Source organism: Pseudomonas sp. S3_A03 (assembly GCF_054668275.1).
Window position 1 is genome coordinate 1,691,453 of record NZ_CP162753.1, and the last position, 18,612, is coordinate 1,710,064.

General features: G+C 60.7%; 20 protein-coding genes. 11 read left to right on the plus strand and 9 right to left on the minus strand.

Annotated elements, in window-relative coordinates:
• Positions 1 to 26: 26 nt before the first annotated feature.
• Entirely contained in the window at positions 27 to 521 is a 495-nt protein-coding gene (locus AB4O25_RS07565) for a SprT family zinc-dependent metalloprotease (RefSeq protein ID WP_017527207.1), read from the plus strand.
• A gap of 40 nt (positions 522 to 561) precedes the next feature.
• Here the strand turns inward: AB4O25_RS07565 and AB4O25_RS07570 are convergent, their stop codons facing one another.
• On the minus strand, positions 562 to 1,737 hold the full coding sequence (locus AB4O25_RS07570) for a CaiB/BaiF CoA transferase family protein (protein ID WP_065877413.1): 1,176 nt from the start codon (positions 1,735 to 1,737) through the stop codon (positions 562 to 564).
• A 157-nt stretch (positions 1,738 to 1,894) separates the two neighbouring features.
• Between AB4O25_RS07570 and tusD the strand changes: the two genes are divergently transcribed.
• The 6 genes from tusD to AB4O25_RS07600 all read left to right on the plus strand — a co-directional run bounded on the left by tusD (position 1,895) and on the right by AB4O25_RS07600 (position 5,331).
• A complete protein-coding gene (tusD, locus tag AB4O25_RS07575) occupies positions 1,895 to 2,287 on the plus strand; it encodes a sulfurtransferase complex subunit TusD (protein WP_065877414.1) in 393 nt (130 codons plus the stop codon).
• 1 nt (position 2,288) lies between these two features.
• Positions 2,289 to 2,639, plus strand: a complete 351-nt coding sequence (gene tusC / locus AB4O25_RS07580) for a sulfurtransferase complex subunit TusC (RefSeq protein ID WP_017527204.1) — start codon at positions 2,289 to 2,291, stop codon at positions 2,637 to 2,639.
• Positions 2,639 to 2,917, plus strand: coding sequence for a sulfurtransferase complex subunit TusB (tusB, locus tag AB4O25_RS07585; protein ID WP_017527203.1), 279 nt, complete (start codon positions 2,639 to 2,641; stop codon positions 2,915 to 2,917). The genes tusC and tusB overlap by 1 nt, the downstream gene beginning before the upstream one ends.
• The gene (locus AB4O25_RS07590) at positions 2,914 to 3,249 is read left to right on the plus strand and encodes a TusE/DsrC/DsvC family sulfur relay protein (protein ID WP_017527202.1); all 336 of its coding nucleotides are present in this window, start codon (positions 2,914 to 2,916) and stop codon (positions 3,247 to 3,249) included. The genes tusB and AB4O25_RS07590 overlap by 4 nt, the downstream gene beginning before the upstream one ends.
• On the plus strand, positions 3,246 to 4,247 hold the full coding sequence (locus tag AB4O25_RS07595) for a glycosyl transferase family protein (protein ID WP_135196787.1): 1,002 nt from the start codon (positions 3,246 to 3,248) through the stop codon (positions 4,245 to 4,247). Before AB4O25_RS07590 ends, AB4O25_RS07595 begins: the two co-directional genes overlap by 4 nt.
• Positions 4,248 to 4,335: 88 nt before the next feature.
• The gene (locus AB4O25_RS07600) at positions 4,336 to 5,331 is read left to right on the plus strand and encodes a glutathione S-transferase family protein (RefSeq protein ID WP_017527200.1); all 996 of its coding nucleotides are present in this window, start codon (positions 4,336 to 4,338) and stop codon (positions 5,329 to 5,331) included.
• A gap of 107 nt (positions 5,332 to 5,438) precedes the next feature.
• Here the strand turns inward: AB4O25_RS07600 and cysG are convergent, their stop codons facing one another.
• Genes cysG through ftsK form a run of 6 tightly spaced genes read right to left on the minus strand, consistent with a single transcriptional unit; the run spans position 5,439 to position 12,938 of the window.
• Entirely contained in the window at positions 5,439 to 6,833 is a 1,395-nt protein-coding gene (gene cysG / locus AB4O25_RS07605) for a siroheme synthase CysG (protein WP_017527199.1), read from the minus strand.
• Positions 6,834 to 8,114 carry a serine--tRNA ligase gene (gene serS / locus AB4O25_RS07610; protein ID WP_017527198.1) on the minus strand — a complete coding sequence of 427 codons (1,281 nt, stop codon included), beginning with the start codon at positions 8,112 to 8,114 and terminating at the stop codon, positions 6,834 to 6,836.
• Between the two features lie 16 nt (positions 8,115 to 8,130).
• Entirely contained in the window at positions 8,131 to 8,505 is a 375-nt protein-coding gene (gene crcB / locus AB4O25_RS07615; RefSeq protein ID WP_017527197.1) for a fluoride efflux transporter CrcB, read from the minus strand.
• A complete protein-coding gene (locus AB4O25_RS07620; RefSeq protein ID WP_017527196.1) occupies positions 8,502 to 9,827 on the minus strand; it encodes a replication-associated recombination protein A in 1,326 nt (441 codons plus the stop codon). The genes crcB and AB4O25_RS07620 overlap by 4 nt, the downstream gene beginning before the upstream one ends.
• 27 nt (positions 9,828 to 9,854) lie before the next feature.
• Positions 9,855 to 10,478: an outer membrane lipoprotein chaperone LolA gene (lolA, locus tag AB4O25_RS07625; protein WP_016975527.1), complete on the minus strand. Its 624-nt coding sequence runs from the start codon at positions 10,476 to 10,478 to the stop codon at positions 9,855 to 9,857.
• A gap of 54 nt (positions 10,479 to 10,532) precedes the next feature.
• Positions 10,533 to 12,938, minus strand: coding sequence for a DNA translocase FtsK (ftsK, locus tag AB4O25_RS07630; protein WP_017527195.1), 2,406 nt, complete (start codon positions 12,936 to 12,938; stop codon positions 10,533 to 10,535).
• A gap of 484 nt (positions 12,939 to 13,422) precedes the next feature.
• Between ftsK and aat the strand changes: the two genes are divergently transcribed.
• The 3 genes from aat to infA all read left to right on the plus strand — a co-directional run bounded on the left by aat (position 13,423) and on the right by infA (position 15,186).
• On the plus strand, positions 13,423 to 14,103 hold the full coding sequence (gene aat, locus AB4O25_RS07635) for a leucyl/phenylalanyl-tRNA--protein transferase (protein WP_017527194.1): 681 nt from the start codon (positions 13,423 to 13,425) through the stop codon (positions 14,101 to 14,103).
• Between the two features lie 56 nt (positions 14,104 to 14,159).
• Entirely contained in the window at positions 14,160 to 14,867 is a 708-nt protein-coding gene (locus AB4O25_RS07640; protein ID WP_017527193.1) for an arginyltransferase, read from the plus strand.
• Between the two features lie 100 nt (positions 14,868 to 14,967).
• Positions 14,968 to 15,186, plus strand: a complete 219-nt coding sequence (gene infA / locus AB4O25_RS07645) for a translation initiation factor IF-1 (protein ID WP_002553999.1) — start codon at positions 14,968 to 14,970, stop codon at positions 15,184 to 15,186.
• Between the two features lie 186 nt (positions 15,187 to 15,372).
• On the opposite strand, the gene clpA is transcribed toward infA, so the two are convergent.
• Positions 15,373 to 17,643, minus strand: coding sequence for an ATP-dependent Clp protease ATP-binding subunit ClpA (clpA, locus tag AB4O25_RS07650; protein WP_065877422.1), 2,271 nt, complete (start codon positions 17,641 to 17,643; stop codon positions 15,373 to 15,375).
• 29 nt (positions 17,644 to 17,672) lie between these two features.
• Positions 17,673 to 18,041 (minus strand): ATP-dependent Clp protease adapter ClpS, encoded by a 369-nt coding sequence (gene clpS, locus AB4O25_RS07655; protein ID WP_065877424.1) that lies wholly within the window; start codon positions 18,039 to 18,041, stop codon positions 17,673 to 17,675.
• A gap of 224 nt (positions 18,042 to 18,265) precedes the next feature.
• Here clpS and cspD point away from each other — a divergent pair, with 224 nt between their 5' ends.
• Entirely contained in the window at positions 18,266 to 18,544 is a 279-nt protein-coding gene (gene cspD, locus AB4O25_RS07660) for a cold shock domain-containing protein CspD (RefSeq protein WP_065877426.1), read from the plus strand.
• The last annotated feature ends 68 nt before the right edge of the window (positions 18,545 to 18,612 follow it).

Sequence of the window (18,612 nt, forward strand, 5' to 3'; positions counted from 1 at the left end):
TGGGCCTCTCTGGAGATAGGTACAGCATGCCCGAGCAACTCAATACCCGCGTAGAAGAGTGTTTCCTGCAAGCCGAATTCTTTTTCAAACGAAGCTTCAAACGCCCCCAGGTCAGCCTCAAGCTGCGGGGCCAAAAAGCCGGTGTCGCGCATTTGCACGAGAACCTGCTGCGCTTCAACCCACAGCTGTACCGTGAAAACAGCCAACATTTCCTGAAGCAGACCGTAGCCCACGAAGTGGCGCACCTGATCGCTCACCAATTATTCGGCGAACGCATCCAGCCCCATGGCGAGGAATGGCAATTGATCATGCGTGGGGTCTACGAACTGCCGCCGGACCGTTGTCACACCTATGCCGTGAAACGCCGCCAGGTGACGCGCTACATCTACCGTTGCCCGTGTGCCGACAGCGACTTTCCATTTTCGCCGCAGCGCCATGGAATGGTGGGCCAGGGGCGGCGGTATTTGTGCAGGCGGTGTCGGCAGACCCTGGTGTTTACCGGGGAAACCCGGGTGGAATAGGGACCTTATGGGGAGCAAGCCCCCGATAGCGCCAGATCAGTCACCCAACCACCTTGGCGTGCCGCAGTTCGGCTATGCGCTGAGCACTCAGCCCCAACTGCGCCAACACCTCATCACTGTGCGCACCCACCGCGACACCCATATGCCGAGGCGCCGGCAACCCCTCGGAAAACTTCAGCGGGCAGGCCAGTTGCGCCTGTGTCGAGCCATCGCCCCGGGGTACTTGGCTCACCAGTTCGCGCGCTTTCAATTGGGGATGTTCCGCCGCCTCGGCGAAACTCAACACGGGCTCCACACACGCATCCAGCTCGGCAAACAGCACACACAGTTCGTCAAAACTGCGCGTCTCGAATTCCACCTGCAACGCCTGTTTCAGCGCCGGTTGTCGCTCCGGGTCCAGGCCCCACGCAGCCAACTCGGGCCGCCCTAACGCCATGCATAACTGCTGCATAAACGCCGGCTCCAGGCTGCCGACCGACATCCAGCGGCCATCGCGGGATCGGTAGTAATCGTAGAAGCTGCCCCCATTAAGCGCGTGTTTTTCCCACCCAGGCTCTACCCCGCACGCCAGGTAACCCGCACCCGCCATAGCGTTGAGGCTGAATGAGCAGTCGGTCATGCTCACATCCAGGTATTGCCCCACCCCGCTCTGCTGTCGGGCGATCACGGCCGCCAACAACCCCACCACCGCGTGCAAAGAACCGCCGCCCACGTCCGCCAGTTGCACGCCCAACGGCAACGGCCCGCTGCCCTGGCGCCCGGTGTGGCTGGCCAGCCCCGCCAGGGCCAGGTAGTTGATATCGTGGCCGGCACGATCCTTATAGGGGCCGGTCTGGCCATAGCCGGTGATCGACACATAGATCAACCTTGGGTTGATCGCCTTCAACGCCTCATACCCCAGGCCCAGGCGCTCCATCACGCCGGGGCGAAACTGTTCCAGCACGATGTCGTAGCCTGTGACCAGCGCGCGCACGATCTCCAGCGCTTCGGGCTGCTTGAGGTCCAGCGCCAGGCTGCGCTTATTGCGGTTGAGGTAGGCATGGCCCGCCGACGTGCCCCGGTCATGGGGCGGCAGCACACGCAACAGGTCCATACGCGTGGGCGATTCGATACGCAGCACCTCGGCGCCCATGTCCGCGAGCATCAACGATGCGAACGGGCCGGGCAGCAAGGTAGAAAAATCCAACACTTTGAGGGACGCCAAGGGACCTGACATACGAACTCCATTTGCGATTCGACTGACCACAGACTAGGCAGCCTTGGCCCTACCGGCAATCGCCGGAACAGTCACCGGCAGTGACCGTTTTGATCACGGCGGGCTTTTTCGCGGCGGCGGCTTTATCATTGGCTCACGTTTGCTTGCCGAGTGTTCCATGAAGTTTGCGATTGCCTTGTATTCCGCGGCCCACGCACCCTCCTCGCGCCGCGCCTTGCTGTTCGCCCAGGCGGCTCTGGCCGGCGGCCACGAGATTGTGCGGCTGTTTTTTTATCAGGATGGCGTGTACAGCGCATCCAACACCATCGTTGCGCCCCAGGATGAGCAAGACATTGCCCGACAATGGCGTGAGTTCGTCAGCCAACACCAGCTCGACGGCGTGGTGTGCATCGCCGCCGCGTTGCGCCGTGGCGTGCTCAACAGCGAAGAGGCCACGCGCTATCAACGCAGCGCGATCAACCTGGACGCGCCGTGGGCGCTGTCGGGCCTGGGGCAGTTGCATGATGCGATCCAGGCTGCCGACCGCCTGATCTGTTTTGGAGGGCCGTGACATGTCCAAATCCTTATTGGTGATCAGTCGCCAGGCGCCGTGGTCCGGGCCGAGCGCGCGCGAGGCGCTGGATATCGTGTTGGCCGGTGGCGCGTTTGATCTGCCCATCGGCCTGCTGTTTATGGACGATGGCGTGTTCCAGTTGGCACCGCACCAGAACGCCAAGGCCGTGCAGCAAAAAGACCTCAGCGCTAACCTGCAGGCATTGGGGCTGTTCGGCATTGACGACGTGTTCGCCTGCCGCCATAGCCTGGCCGCCCGCGGCCTTACCCCTCCCACCGATGCGCAACCGTTGAGCAACGACGCAATCGCCCAACTGATTGACCGTTACGACCAGGTGATTACCCTCTGATGTCGACTTTACATGTGGTGTCTCACTCTCCATTCACCGATAGCCGACTCGACAGTTGCCTGCGCGTGTGTGGCAGCAAAGACGCGATCCTGCTCTGCGGCGACGGCGCCTATGGGCTGCACACTCCGGCCCTGCAAATCAAAGGCGTGAAGGTGTTCGTGCTGGCCGAAGACATGCAGGCGCGCAATCTGCCGCTGCCGGACTGGGCCGACAGCGTGGACTACCCAGGTTTCGTGCAACTGTCGATCGACTACGACAAGGTCAACACCTGGCTATGAACACCCTGACCCTGGGCGAGCGCCGCCTCGAACTGGACAAGGACGGCTATCTCGTCGACCTGAACGATTGGTCTCACGAGGTGGCCCATGCCCTGGCCGCCGCCGAACACCTGGAACTGACCCCGGCCCACTGGGAAATCCTTGAACTGCTGCGCGGGTTTTATGCCGAGTACCAGCTGTCCCCGGCCACACGCCCGCTGATCAAGTACACCGCCCTGAAGCTGGGCCCGGAAAAGGGCAACAGCCTGCATCTCAACAAACTGTTCAATGGCACTCCCGCCAAACTCGCCGCCAAGCTGGCGGGCCTGCCCCGGCCGACGAATTGCTTATGACCGACTTTGCCCCACTCACTCTTGAAACACCGGCCGAGCACCCGTTTGCGCAGTTCGTGCGCATCCTGGGCAAAGGCAAGCGCGGCGCGCGCAACCTCACCCGCGAGGAAGCTCGCGAAGCCATGGGCATGCTGCTCGACGAAAAAGTCGAAGACACCCAGCTCGGCGCCTTCCTCATGCTGCTGCGCCACAAGGAAGAAAGCCCGGAAGAGCTCGCCGGTTTCACCGAAGCCGTGCGCGAACGCTTGAACGCACCCGCGCTGAATGTGGCTATCGACTGGCCGACCTACGCCGGTAAAAAACGCCATCTGCCGTGGTTCCTGCTGGCGGCCAAATGCCTGGCACACAACGGCGTGCGCATTCTCATGCACGGCGGCGGCGCTCATACGGCCGGCCGGTTGTACACCGAGCAATTGCTGCACACCCTGCAGATCCCGCTGTGCCGCAATTGGCAGCAGGTCGAAAGTGCCTACGAGCAAGGCAACCTGGCATTTATCCCGCTGGGCGACTGGGCGCCGCAGTTGCAACGCATGATCGACCTGCGCAACACCCTGGGCCTGCGCTCGCCGATCCACTCCCTGGCGCGCCTGCTCAACCCGCTGAATGCGCGCTGCGGCCTGCAAAGTATTTTCCATCCGGGTTATCAGGGCGTTCACCGCGATGCCAGCGGCCTGCTTGGCGACAACGTGATTGTGGTGAAGGGTGACGGCGGCGAAATCGAGATCAACCCGGACACGGCCAGCCACCTCTACGGCACCACCGGCGGCGCCAGCTGGGATGAAGAATGGCCCGCCCTCTCCGCCCAGCGCCACGTCAAACCGGCGACCCTGGAACCCGAGCATCTGAAAGCGCTGTGGCGTGGCGACGTCGAGGACAGCTACCCGCAACTGGCGCTGATCGCCACCATGGCCCTGGCCTTGCGTGGCCTGGGGCAATCACGGGAACAGGCGTTCGAATTGGCCCGGCAGTACTGGGATGCACGGGACAGATCGATTTAATCGATTATTCACCCGCAGTCTTTGCGCTTTTAGTTCGAACTCATCCCTTTAGACTGGGCTCCAACGCTTATTAGTTGAGGAGCCAATCATGGGTTTGCTGATCGAAGGACACTGGAAAGACCAGTGGTACGAAAGTAGCGCGGACGGCGCTTTCCAGCGCGAACAGGCCCAGCGCCGCCACTGGGTGACCGCCGATGGCCAGCCTGGCCCGAGCGGCGAAGGTGGCTTCAAGGCCGAGGCCGGTCGCTATCACCTCTACGTGTCCTTGGCGTGCCCTTGGGCCCACCGCACGCTGATCATGCGCAAGCTCAAGGGCCTGGAAAGCTTGATCGACGTGTCCGTGGTCAGTTGGCTGATGCTGGAAAACGGCTGGACGTTCGATAAGGCTCACGGTTCCACCGGCGATGCCCTCGACGACTTTACCTATATGCACCAGCGCTACACCGCCGACACGGCCGACTACACCGGCCGCGTCACCGTGCCCGTGCTGTGGGACAAGCAGCTCAAGCGCATTGTGAGCAATGAATCCGCCGAGATCATTCGCATGTTCAACAGCGCGTTCAACGGGCTGACCGGCAACACGCTGGATTTCTACCCCCAGCCGCTGCGCGCAACCATCGATTCGTTGAACGAACGCATCTACCCGGCCGTAAACAACGGCGTATATCGCGCAGGCTTCGCCACATCACAGCAAGCGTATGAAAGCGCGTTTGATGATGTGTTTGCCGAGTTGGATCATCTGGAACGGCACCTGGACGACCATCGTTACCTGGCCGGCGAACACCTGACCGAGGCGGACGTGCGCTTGTTTACCACGCTGATTCGCTTTGATGCGGTGTATTACAGCCACTTCAAATGCAATCTGCGGCGGATCGCGGACTATTCGAACCTGTCCAATTGGCTGCGGGAGATGTACCAGTGGCCTGGCGTGGCCGAGACCGTGGATTTCGAGCACATCAAGGGGCATTACTACGCCAGCCATCGTACGATCAATCCGACGGCAATTGTGCCGAAAGGGCCGTTGCAGCGGTTTGAGGGCAAGCATGATCGGGCGCGGCTGGTGGGTTCAGGGGTTTGGAGCTGATCCAAAAGATAGGGTGTGATGGATGGCCGCATCGGGAGCAAGCCACCTCCCACACCTGGAATGCGTTCCAAAGGTGGGAGGTGGCTTGCTCCCGATGCTTTTAAGCCTCACACCTGGGACTGAGCGCCTTCAAACCACTTCAGTTTCTCGCGCAATACCACCACCTCACCCACGATCACCAGTGTCGGCGCATGCACTTCATGCTCCGCCACCATGCGAGGCAAGTCCGCCAGGGTGCCGGTGAACACGCGCTGGTTGGACGTGGTGCCCTGCTGGATCAACGCCGCCGGGGTATCGGCGGCGCGTCCATGCTTGATCAACTGCTCACAGATGATCGGCAAGCCAATCAAGCCCATGTAGAACACCAGCGTTTGTGAGGGCCCGACCAGGTCCTGCCAAGGCAGATCCGAAGTACCGTTCTTCAGGTGACCGGTGATAAAGCGTACCGACTGCGCATAGTCACGGTGGGTCAGCGGAATCCCGGCATACGCCGCGCAGCCGCTGGCGGCCGTAATGCCAGGCACCACCTGGAACGGGATGCCGTGGGCCGCCAGTTCCTCGATCTCTTCGCCCCCGCGCCCAAAAATAAACGGGTCGCCGCCCTTGAGGCGCAGCACGCGCTTGCCCTGCCTGGCCAAATCCACCAGTTGCTGGTTGATCTGGTCCTGCGGCACGGCATGGTCCGCGCGACGCTTGCCGACGTACACACGCTCGGCATCACGTCGGCATAGCTCAAGAATCGCCGGGGCCACCAGACGGTCGTACAGCACCACATCAGCCTGCTGCATCAGGCGCAGCGCACGGAAGGTCAGCAGGTCCGGATCACCGGGGCCCGCGCCCACCAGGTAGACTTCACCCGGCGCGTGCGGCGGTGCGCCGTTGACTTTGTCGATCAACAGGCGCTCGGCCTCGTCGCCCTGCCCGGCCAACTGGCGGTCGGCAATCGGGCCTTGGAACACTTCTTCCCAGAACGCACGGCGCTGCTGCACGTCCGGATACAGCCCCTTGACCTGGGCCCGAAAACGCGCCGCCAACCCGGCCAATTGGCCGTAAGTGGACGGAATCCAGGTTTCCAGTTTGGCGCGGATCAAGCGTGCCAGCACTGGCGCATCGCCGCCGCTGGACACTGCAATCACCAACGGCGAGCGGTCGACGATCGCCGGGAAAATCACGCTGCACAGGGCCGGCGCGTCCACCACATTGACCGGTACGCAACGACGCTTGGCCTCGCTGGAGACTTGCGCATTCAGGGGCTCGTCGTCGGTCGCGGCGATGATCAGGGTGCAACCGTCGAGGTCGGCCTCCTGATAACCGCGCAAAATCAGTTCCCCGCCACTGCCCAGCACCAGCTCACGCAACTGGTCTTCGATCTGGGGAGCAACCACTCGCAGCACGGCACCGGCGTCGGCCAGCAGCCGGGATTTGCGCAAGGCAATCTCCCCACCACCGACCACCAGCACGCGACTGCCGCGCAGGTTATGAAACAGCGGCAGAAATTCCATTTAGCGGATGACCTCGACGCCCGCCATGTACGGCTTGAGCACCTGCGGCACACGGATCGAACCGTCGGCCTGCTGGTAGTTTTCCAGCACGGCGACCAGGGTACGGCCTACTGCCAGACCGGAGCCGTTAAGGGTGTGTACCAGTTCCGGCTTGCCGGTTTCCGGGTTGCGGAAACGCGCCTGCATGCGACGGGCCTGGAAATCACCGCAGTTGGAGCACGACGAGATCTCGCGATACTTGTCCTGGCTCGGCACCCATACTTCGAGGTCGTAGGTCTTCACGGCGCTGAAGCCCATGTCGCCGGTGCACAGCGCCAGGACGCGGTACGGCAGCTCCAGCAGTTGCAGCACGCGTTCGGCGTTGGCGGTCAGGCCTTCCAGGGCTTGCATGGAGGTCGACGGCTCAACCACCTGGACCATCTCGACTTTGTCGAACTGGTGCTGACGGATCATGCCGCGCGTGTCACGCCCCGACGCACCGGCTTCACTGCGAAAGCACGGGCTGTGGGCGACGAACTTGATCGGCAGTTGCTTGGCGTCGAGGATCTCGCCGGCCACGATATTGGTCAGCGACACTTCGGCCGTCGGGATCAGGTACAGATCGGCTTCGCCATCGCGGCTGATCTTGAACAGGTCCTCTTCAAACTTCGGCAACTGGCTGGTGCCCATCAGTGCGGGCGCCTGAACCAGGTAAGGCGTGTAGGCCTCTTCGTAGCCATGTTCGCCGGTGTGCAGGTTGATCATGAACTGCGCCAGGGCGCGGTGCATGCGCGCAATCGGGCCGCGCAGCAGCGCAAAGCGCGCACCAGACATTTTGGCGGCGGTCTCAAAGTCCAGGCCACCGGTCAATTCGCCCAGGGCGACGTGGTCCTTGATCTCGAAATCAAAGGCTTTTGGCGTGCCCCAGCGGCGCACTTCGACGTTGCCGTCTTCGTCTTCGCCAATCGGCACGGACTCGTGCGGCAGGTTAGGGATGCCCAGCAGGATCGAATCCAGCTCGGACTGAATGCCCTCCAGCTCGACCTTGCCGTCGGACAGCTCGGTGCCCATGCGCTCGACGTCCGCCATCAACGGCGCGATGTCTTCGCCGCGCTGCTTGGCCTGACCGATGGACTTGGAACGCGCATTACGCTCAGCCTGCAGTGCTTCGGTGCGGGTCTGGACGGTCTTGCGCTGTTCTTCCAGCGCTTCGATGCGCGCAACATCCAAGGCAAAGCCACGGGATGCCAGGCGGTCCGCTACGTCCTGAAGGTTGCTACGTAACAGTTTGGAATCGAGCATGTCGGTCTCTCGTTTATCAAAGTTTGGTCAAGGACAGGCCGGCCCAGGTGGCGAGCAGCCCGCCGAATACACTGATGGCAGCGTAGCCAATCGCCAGCGGCACTTGCCCGCTTTCCAGCAGGCGTACGGTATCCAGTGAAAAGGATGAAAAGGTCGTCAGGCCGCCAAGAAAGCCAACCATCAGCCCGGCGCGCACCTCAATCGGTACTTCGGGGCGCACCAGGAACAGGCCATATAAAACGCCGATCAACAGGCAGCCCACGATATTAACGGCCAGCGTCGCGGTATAGAAGTGCTTGGGCCAATTCGCGCTGATCCAATTACCCGTCGCAAAGCGCAGCAGTGTACCCGCGATACCGCCCGCCGAGACGGCGACCACCAAGGGAATCATGATTTTCTCCGCTGCCTGGGACTTAAACGATCGAGTGCGGCCAGATGATTGAGCTTCTCACCGATCTTCAACTCCAGGCCACGGGGCACCGGCTGGTAGAGCGGCAAGGGCTCAAGCTCATCGGGGAAGTAGTCTTCACCGGCGGCATAGGCGTCCGGTTCATCGTGGGCGTAGCGGTATTCATCACCGTAGCCCAGTTGCTTCATCAACTTGGTCGGCGCATTGCGCAGGTGCATCGGCACTTCGAGGGAGCCGTGTTCGGCCGCCGCACGCAGGGCCGACTTGAAGCCCATGTACACCGCGTTGCTTTTTGGCGCGCAGGCCAGATAAGTGATGGCCTGCGCTACCGCCAACTCGCCTTCCGGGCTGCCGAGGCGTTCCTGCACGTCCCACGCGGCCAGGCACAGGCTCAGTGCGCGGGGGTCGGCGTTGCCGATGTCTTCGCTGGCCATGCGTACCACGCGGCGGGCCAGGTACAACGGGTCGCAGCCGCCGTCGATCATCCGCGCAAACCAGTACAGCGCACCGTCCGGGTTGGAGCCGCGTACGGATTTATGCAGCGCCGAGATCTGGTCGTAGAAGGCTTCGCCGCCCTTATCGAAACGACGACGGGTGTCACCGAGCAGGCTCTGCAACAGGTCGACGCCAATTTCGCTGCCATCTTCGGCGAGGTCGGAGGCGTTCTCCAGCAGATTGAGAAAACGTCGGCCGTCGCCATCGGCGGCGGTGAGCAGGATCTTGAAGCCTTCGTCGCTGACGCTCAGTTGGCGCTTGCCCAGGCCTTTGTCTTCGCTCAAGGCACGCTGCAGCAGCTTTTGCATCGCCCCTTCATCCAGGCTCTTGAGCACATAGACCCGCGCCCGCGAGAGCAAGGCATTGTTCAGTTCGAACGAGGGGTTTTCGGTGGTGGCGCCGATAAAGATCAGCGTGCCGTCCTCAACATAGGGCAGGAACGCATCCTGCTGCGACTTGTTGAAGCGGTGCACTTCGTCGACAAACAGAATCGTGCGCTTACCGTACTGCCCAGCCTGCTGTTTGGCGACCTCCACCGCCTGGCGGATCTCCTTGACCCCGGCCAGCACCGCCGAGACTGTTTCAAAGTGCGCATCCGAGACTTTCGCCAGCAGCCGTGCCAGGGTGGTTTTACCCACCCCCGGCGGCCCCCAGAAAATCATCGAATGCAGCGCACCCTGCTCCAGGGCTTCGCGCAAAGGCTTGCCGCGAGCGAGCAGGTGTTCCTGACCGACGTACTCATCCAGGTTGGTCGAGCGCAAGCGTGCGGCCAGGGGCTGGGCAATCGGGTCACTTCGAAACAGGTCCATGGGCAGCGTTTGAAACCTCTGGGCAGTTTATTCCTGGATCACGTCGGCACCCTTGGGGATGTCGAACTTGAACTTGGACGCAGGTACCGGCTGGTTGGCCTTGACCCCGCTGAACAGGATATCGGTGCGCTGGCCCACACTGTCGACCAGGCGCATGTTGTTGATCACGCCGTTGCCGAACGACAGGGACAGCGTGTCAAACAGCGTGTCCTTGGATTTGGGCTTGAGGGTGAACTCGATGACGTTGCTGGTCTGCTTGGAGGTGATGTCAAAGCTGTCGTTGATTTTCGACACATCACCCGACAGCAGCAGCGCTGGAGTCTGGTTCAGGCGTGGGTCCAGCTTCTTGATGGTGGCCTGCTCCAGGTCCGGGTCCCACAGGGTAACCTTCTGGCCATCGGAAACGATGGTCTGCTCGGCCTTGCCCTCGGTGTGCCAGTAGAACAGCCCTGGGCGCTGCACGGCCATCTCCCCCGCGGTTTCCTGCAACTGGGTGCCACCGGCATCCAGGGTCAGCTGGGAGAAGCGCGCGGTCAGGGTCTGGGATTTGTCCAGCAGGTTCTTCAGGCTGGCCACCGAAGCCGGGTCAGCGTGAGCCGAAACAGCGGTCAGGGCCAGGGCCGGCAACAACAGCATGCGGATAAGGCGCATGGGAGTCCTCATTGAGTAGTCAGGACGTGCCGCGTATTGCCACGCAGCACGGGATCAGTCGCGCATCTGCCCGGGGGCGATGATTTCACGCGAGCCGTTGGTGTTCATTGCGGTGACGACGCCGGCGTGTTCCATGGCTTCGATCATGCGGGCAGCGCGGTTATAGCCGATCTTCAGCTTGCGCTGCACGGCGGAAATCGAGGCCCGGCGGCTTTCCAGCACGAATGCCACGGCTTCGTCGTACAGCGCGTCGGTCTCGGCGTCATCGTCGCCACCGCCGCTGCCGCCGTCGAAGCCACTGCCGGCCTCTTCGACACCCGCCAGGATATCGTCGTTGTATTCCGGGGCGCCGCGCAGCTTCCAGGCTTCCACCACGCGGTGAACCTCATCATCGGAGACAAAGGCGCCGTGCACGCGGATCGGCAGGCTGGTGCCTGGCGGCATGTAGAGCATGTCACCATGGCCCAGCAATTGCTCGGCGCCGCCCTGGTCGATGATGGTGCGCGAGTCGATCTTGCTTGATACCTGGAACGCCATGCGCGTCGGGATGTTGGCCTTGATCAGACCGGTGATCACATCCACCGATGGGCGCTGGGTGGCGAGGATCAAGTGGATACCGGCCGCTCGCGCCTTCTGGGCGATACGGGCGATCAGTTCTTCAACCTTCTTGCCGACGATCATCATCATGTCGGCGAATTCATCGACCACGACCACGATGGTCGGCAGCTTGCTCAACAATGGCGCTTCGTCGTGGATGCTTTCGCGCTTGTACAGCGGGTCGGTCAACGGCGTGCCGGCGTCCTGGGCTTCCTTGACCTTGGCGTTGAAGCCCGACAGGTTGCGCACGCCCATCTTCGCCATCAGCTTGTAGCGGCGTTCCATCTCGGCAACGCTCCAGCGCAGGGCGTTGGCGGCGTCCTTCATGTCGGTGACCACCGGGCAGAGCAGGTGCGGAATGCCTTCGTAGATCGACAGTTCCAGCATCTTCGGGTCGATCATGATCAGCTTGGCGTCATCCGGGCCGGACTTGAACAGAATCGACAGGATCATCGCGTTCACGCCCACCGACTTACCGGAACCGGTGGTACCGGCCACCAACAAGTGAGGCATTTTTGCAAGGTCAGTGATCACCGGCTTGCCGCCGATATCGTGACCCAGCGCCAGGGTGACCGGCGATTTGAAGTTGTCGTATTCCGGCGTCGACAGCACCTCTGAGAAGCGCACGATCTGGCGGTCTTCGTTAGGGATCTCGATACCCACGGTGGTCTTGCCGGGAATCACCTCCACCACACGCACGCTGGTCACGGCCAGGGAGCGGGCCAGGTCCTTGGCCAGGTTGGAGATGCGGCTGACTTTCACACCGGCGGCCGGCTGGATTTCGTAACGGGTGATCACCGGGCCGGGGTGGATCGAGTCAACCGAGACCTCGACGCCGAATTCCTTGAGCTTGATTTCCAGCAGGTGGCCGACGGCCGCCAGGGATTCCGGGGAGTAATTGAGTTGTTTCTTTTCAGCCGGGTCAAGAATCGAGATGGGCGGCAAGGTGCCTTCAACCGCGCTGTCGACAAACAGTGGCGCCTGCTTCTCTTTCTGCACGCGATGGCTCGGCTCGGGGGCCTTGGGCGGCGCGGGAGCGATCACCGGCGGCACCTGCTTCTCGCGGTCCGACATGTGCTTGCTCAGGGCCTGCTCGCGTTCGATCAGGCGTTCCTTGACCTTGGCCTGCTCGCGGCGGTCCGGCGTACTTGGGGCCACCACCTCGTTGACGCGGGTGTCGACTTCACGCAGTTGCGCGACCATGCGCTTGCGCTCGACACGGGCCGCCCACCAGCGATTGGCGGCGCCCTGGAACAGCTCCAGCAGGTCAAGGGTGATCTTGCCGGTCACGTCCATCACCTTGAACCACGACAGGTCAGTGAACACCGTAAGGCCGAACAGGAACAACGCGATGAACATCAAGGTGCTGCCCTGGATATTCAGGGTCTTGCGCGCCAGGTCGCCAAGGCTTTCGCCCAGCGCCCCGCCCGCGCCCGCCGGCAGGCCGGTAGGCGCATGGAAATGAATATGCGCCAGCGCCGCGCCGGAGAGCACCAGGAACACCAGGCCGATCAGGCGCCAGGAAAACAGCCAGCCGCTCCATTGCCACGGCTCGTGGCGCTGGCGGAAGATCTGCCAGGTCTTGATCGCCAGCAGCAAGGGAAAGATGTAAGCGAAGTAACCGAGCACCATGAACAGGATATCGGCGCTGTAGGAGCCCACCGGCCCGCCGAAGTTCTGCACATCGTCGATCTTGCTGTTGTGGCTCCAGCCCGGATCGTCCTTGCCATAGGTGAGCAACGCCATGATCAGGAACAGGCACAACGCGCCGATCGCGATCAGCGCACCTTCCTTGAGGCGATAATGCAGGTGCTGGCGCCAGGCCGGCACGACTGTCTTGGGTGCTGCGGTGGATTTCTTCAAAACGGGTCTATTCCTGCGCCTTTAGCGCGTCCATCTGTTAAATGACGATACATACTGCCCAATCCGAGCAGCTGAAAAATGAACGATCTACTTTTAACACTGCGCGATTGATTCACGAAACGGCGATAACGCCACAATGGCCGCATTGTACGGGTTTGTGTCTCCGATGCCACGCCCTGCCACTCAGCCGGCAGCCCAGTCAATTGGCGTGTCATAAGGTGCTCAATTTGAGCATGCATTGTCTTTGCTGACAAAGGCTTATGAGCTGTTTTTACCAATCCAGGCCAGCTTGGCAAATGGCCTGCATGGCTCAGACCCGATTACGACCACGCCTCAGGCATAGAGTTGCAGAAACACCCGCTCACGCTAATCCACCTTCATGGCTGATTCGGGCTGGCCCGATGGCGCTGCGTCGACAATAATCAACACGTTTGGGGCAGGCGCCATCCCTGCCACTCCCTCCCCTTCCGTAAGCCTGGATACCATGCTGACTTGGTTACAACGCGACTCCCTGACCTTCCCACCGCTGGCCAAAGCCATGCGCGAACCCAACGGCCTGCTGGCCGCGGGCGGCGACCTGTCGGCCGAGCGGCTGGTGCAAGCCTACCGCCACGGCTGCTTTCCGTGGTTCTCACAGGGTCAGCCGATCCTCTGGTGGTCGCCGGACCCACGCACGGTGATCTTTCCGGACGAACTGCATGTATCGCGCAGCCTGGGTAAACTGTTGCGCCAGCAGCGTTACCGCGTGACCTTCGACCAGGACTTCGCCGCCGTTATCCAGGCCTGCGCCGCGCCGCGCGCGTATGCCGATGGCACCTGGATCACCGAAGGCATACAAGCTGCCTACCTGGAACTGCACCAACGCGGCTACGCGCATTCGGTGGAGGTGTGGGACGACGGCAAGCTGGTGGGCGGCCTGTATGGTTTGGCGATGGGCCAGTTGTTTTTCGGGGAGTCGATGTTCAGCCGCGCCGACAACGCCTCCAAATTCGGCTTTGCCACGCTCGTCGGGCAACTGAAGGCCTGGGGTTTTGTGCTGATCGACTGCCAGATGCCCAATGATCACCTGCACAGCCTGGGCGCTCGCGCCATATCGCGCAGCGACTTCGCCGGCTTTCTGCGCAACCATCTGGACCAACCCAGCTCTGGGCCGTGGGTTTCGTAGGCGACATTCGCCCACCTGGCTTACACTTATTTCAAAGCTTACCCCGAGGGTTGATCATGACCGAGTTGGCGCGTTTGAAGTTCTATGCCACTCAACCCCACTCTTGCAGCTATCTGCCCGACGAGCAGGCCACCACGCTGTTCCTCGACCCCAGCCAGCCTATGGACGTGCACGTGTACGCCGATCTCTCGGAAATGGGGTTTCGGCGCAGTGGCGATCATCTGTACCGGCCCCATTGCCAGAACTGCAATGCCTGCGTGCCGGCTCGCATTCCCGTGGCTCAGTTTCTGCCGGACCGCAACCAGAAGCGCATTCTCAAGCGCAACGCCGACCTGACAGTGACGTCGAGCAAGCCACGCTTTACCGAAGAGTATTTCGATCTTTACCAACGCTATATCGAGCAACGGCACGCCGACGGCGATATGTTCCCGCCCAGCCGCGACCAGTTTTCAACGTTTCTGGTGCGCGACCTGCCCTTTTCGCGGTTCTACGAGTTTCGTGCGGACGGCCGCCTGGTGGCCGTGGCGGTGACCGATTTGCTGCCGAACGGCCTTTCGGCGGTCTATACCTTCTACGAGCCGGCCGAGGAGCGCCGTAGCCTCGGGCGCTTTGCGATCCTGTGGCAAATCGGCGAGGCCCTGCGCCTGGAACTGGAGGCGGTGTACCTCGGATATTGGATAAAAAACTGCAAAAAGATGAACTACAAGACCCAATATCGGCCCATTGAGCTACTGATTAATCAAAGATGGGTCACGCTTAACTAGAACCCCTTGGCTTAAACACCCTTTTTCGGGCACAATGCACGCCGCTTTTGCCTGGCGCAGTTGCACCGGGCCATTCACTGGATACCGAGGGCTTTACTGCATGTCGAAAGAAGACAGCTTCGAAATGGAAGGCACTGTCGTCGACACCCTGCCCAACACCATGTTTCGTGTGGAGTTGGAAAATGGGCACGTCGTAACCGCGCATATCTCCGGCAAGATGCGCAAGAACTACATTCGTATTCTTACCGGTGACAAAGTGCGCGTCGAGCTGACGCCCTATGACTTGAGCAAAGGGCGCATCACTTACCGCGCTCGCTAAGCAAGTCAATACAAAACGCCCGGTTATGCCGGGCGTTTTTGTGTGCATAGGATTTCTCAAGCACTGAGCAATTCTGTGGGAGGGGGCAAGCCCCTCCCACATTTGATATGTAATTGTTTTGATGACCGTATTCCAAGGCAGCAAAAAGGCGCCTTTCGGCGCCTTTTGCTTTGTTGCAACCCGCTATCAGGCCATTTCAGCCGTGGTTTCGAACTCGAAGGTCAGCTCGCCATCCTTCAGGTCGATATGCACCACGCCACCATGGTCGGACAGTTCGCCAAACAGGATCTCTTCGGCCAATGGCCGCTTGATCTTGTCCTGGATCAGACGTGCCATTGGGCGCGCGCCCATTGCCGCGTCGTAACCACCCTCCGCCAGCCAGTTGCGCGCCGCGTCGGTTACATCCAACTGCACGCGCTTGTCTTCCAACTGCGCCTGAAGCTCGGTAAGGAACTTGTCCACCACGCTCTTGATAACCTCATGGCTGAGGCGACCAAACTGGATAATGGTGTCCAGACGGTTACGGAACTCCGGCGTGAAGCTCTTCTTGATCACTTCCATCGCATCGGAGGAGTGATCCTGATGCGTAAAGCCGATCGAAGCCCGCGCAGCCGTTTCGGCACCGGCGTTAGTGGTCATGATCACGATCACGTTGCGGAAGTCCGCCTTGCGCCCGTTGTTGTCGGTCAGGGTCCCGTGATCCATGACCTGCAACAGCAGGTTGAAGACTTCCGGGTGGGCCTTTTCGATTTCATCGAGCAACAATACGCAATGGGGTTGCTTGGTGATTGCCTCGGTCAACAGACCGCCCTGGTCGAAGCCGACATAGCCCGGAGGCGCACCGATCAGGCGCGACACAGTGTGGCGCTCCATGTACTCGGACATGTCGAACCGCACCAGCTCAATGCCCATGGCCTTGGCCAACTGCCGCGCCGCCTCGGTCTTGCCGACACCGGTAGGACCGGCGAACAGGAACGAACCAACAGGCTTGTCCGGCGATTTGAGGCCCGCACGCGACAACTTGATCGCGGTAGACAGCGAGTCGATAGCCGCATCCTGGCCGAACACGGTCAGCTTGAGGTCGCGCTCCAGGTTACGCAGCAACTCCTTGTCGGAGCTGGTGACGTGTTTTGGCGGAATCCGCGCGATCTTCGCCACGATATCCTCGACCTGAGGTACATCGATGCGCTTCACCCGCTTCTCGACCGACTGCAAGCGCTGATAGGCACCCGCTTCATCGATCACGTCAATAGCCTTGTCCGGCATGTGACGGTCGTTGATGTAGCGCGACGCAAGCTCCGCAGCGGCACGTAGCGCCTCATCGGTGTACTCGATGCCATGGTGCGCCTCAAAACGCCCCTTGAGCCCGCGCAGGATGCCGATGGTGTCTTCGACCGAAGGCTCGGAGACGTCGACTTTCTGGAAGCGACGCGCCAGGGCACGGTCTTTTTCGAAGATCCCACGGAATTCCTGGAACGTGGTCGAGCCGATGCAGCGGATATCACCCGACGACAGCAATGGCTTGAGCAGGTTGGAGGCGTCCATCACGCCACCGGATGCCGCACCGGCACCAATGATCGTATGGATCTCATCGATAAACAGGATCGCCTGTGGGCGTTTTTTCAGTTCGCCGAGCAGCGCCTTGAAGCGCTTCTCGAAATCGCCGCGATATTTGGTCCCGGCGAGCAACGCACCCAGATCAAGGGAGTAGACGACACTGTTGGCCAGCAGGTCCGGGACCTGGTTGTCGACAATACGCTTGGCGAGACCTTCGGCAATCGCGGTTTTACCCACACCCGCCTCTCCCACCAGCAATGGGTTGTTCTTGCGACGACGCGCCAGGATCTGCGCTACACGCTCAACCTCAAGCTCACGCCCCACCAGCGGATCGATCCGCCCCTGACGCGCCAGCTCGTTGAGGTTGCTGGCATAGGCATCCAGCGGGTTGCTTGAAGAAGAAGACTCACCGCCCTCGTCGTCCTGCATATCCTGCTCACCCTCGGAATGATCGCCGTGCCCAGGCACCTTGGAGATACCGTGGGCGATGTAGTTGACGACATCGATGCGGGCAACGCTCTGCTGCTTGAGCAGGAACACTGCCTGGCTTTCCTGTTCGCTGAAGATCGCCACAAGCACATTGGCGCCAGTGACTTCACGCTTACCGGAGCTCTGTACGTGGAACACAGCGCGCTGCAATACCCGCTGGAAGCCCAGGGTCGGCTGGGTTTCGCGGTCCTCGTCATGCACGGGGATCAGTGGCGTGGTGGAGTCGATAAACTCCTGCAGGTCATGCTTGAGTTTGTCGAGGTTGGCGCCGCACGCACGCAACACGGTGGCGGCAGCTTCATTGTCCAAAAGTGCCAGCAAAAGGTGTTCGACGGTCATGAATTCATGACGCTTCGAACGAGCCTCCTTGAAGGCAAGATTGAGGGTGACTTCGAGCTCGCGGTTTAACATAGCTTCACCTCATACCCAAGTGGTCGGCGTTAACCGTCCTTCTCGATTTCACAGAGTAGCGGATGCTGGCTTTCCCTGGCGTACTGGTTGACCTGCATGGCCTTTGTCTCGGCGATGTCACGGGTAAACACTCCACATACTGCCCGTCCTTCTGTGTGAACGGCCAGCATTACCTTGGTCGCCAACTCGCGGTTCAGGTTAAAAAACACCTCGAGCACTTCGACGACGAAATCCATCGGTGTGTAGTCATCATTGAACAAAACCACCTTGTACATCGGCGGCGCCTGTAAAGCAGGCTTGGCCTCTTTGACAGCAATGCCCGCAGAACCGTCGTCATCGTGTTCGTGATCCGGTCGATCCTGATTGAATGTTAGTCGAATCTGGCTGATTGCATGCATGGAAAGAAAGGTTCGTCAGTGGTTCAAATACAGTGGTGGGGGCGAGCTGTCAGAAATTCAACTCTGACCGACTGGTCGCCTTGACTATCGGCAAATCGGTGTTACAACCAATAGAACCCACAGTGGGTAAAAAAGGTCCGCGCAGTCAACCTTATTTATTCGGGTTAGGACGGATAAACTGGATGATACTCCAGTGATGGAGTCTGGTGCAGAAGGAAATGGGTATGTCTGGCGTCAAGATCAATGGCAAGGTCAAGTGGTTCAACAACGCCAAAGGATATGGCTTTGTGAATGAAGAAGGAAAAACTGAGGATCTTTTTGCGCATTACTCAGCGATCATTATGGATGGTTACAAAACGCTGAAAGCTGGCCAGGTGGTGAGCTTTGAAATCATTCAAGGACCGAAAGGGCTGCACGCAGTGAACATCGATGCAGTGAAAGTCGAATCAACGGAAAAAACCGTACCCTCCCACGCTCATAAAGAAAAGAAGCAAACGGCCTGATCCACCGTCGAGCGCGTAGCTCGCGAAAAAAAACGGCCGCCCCCAATCAATGTGGGGCGGCCGTTTTT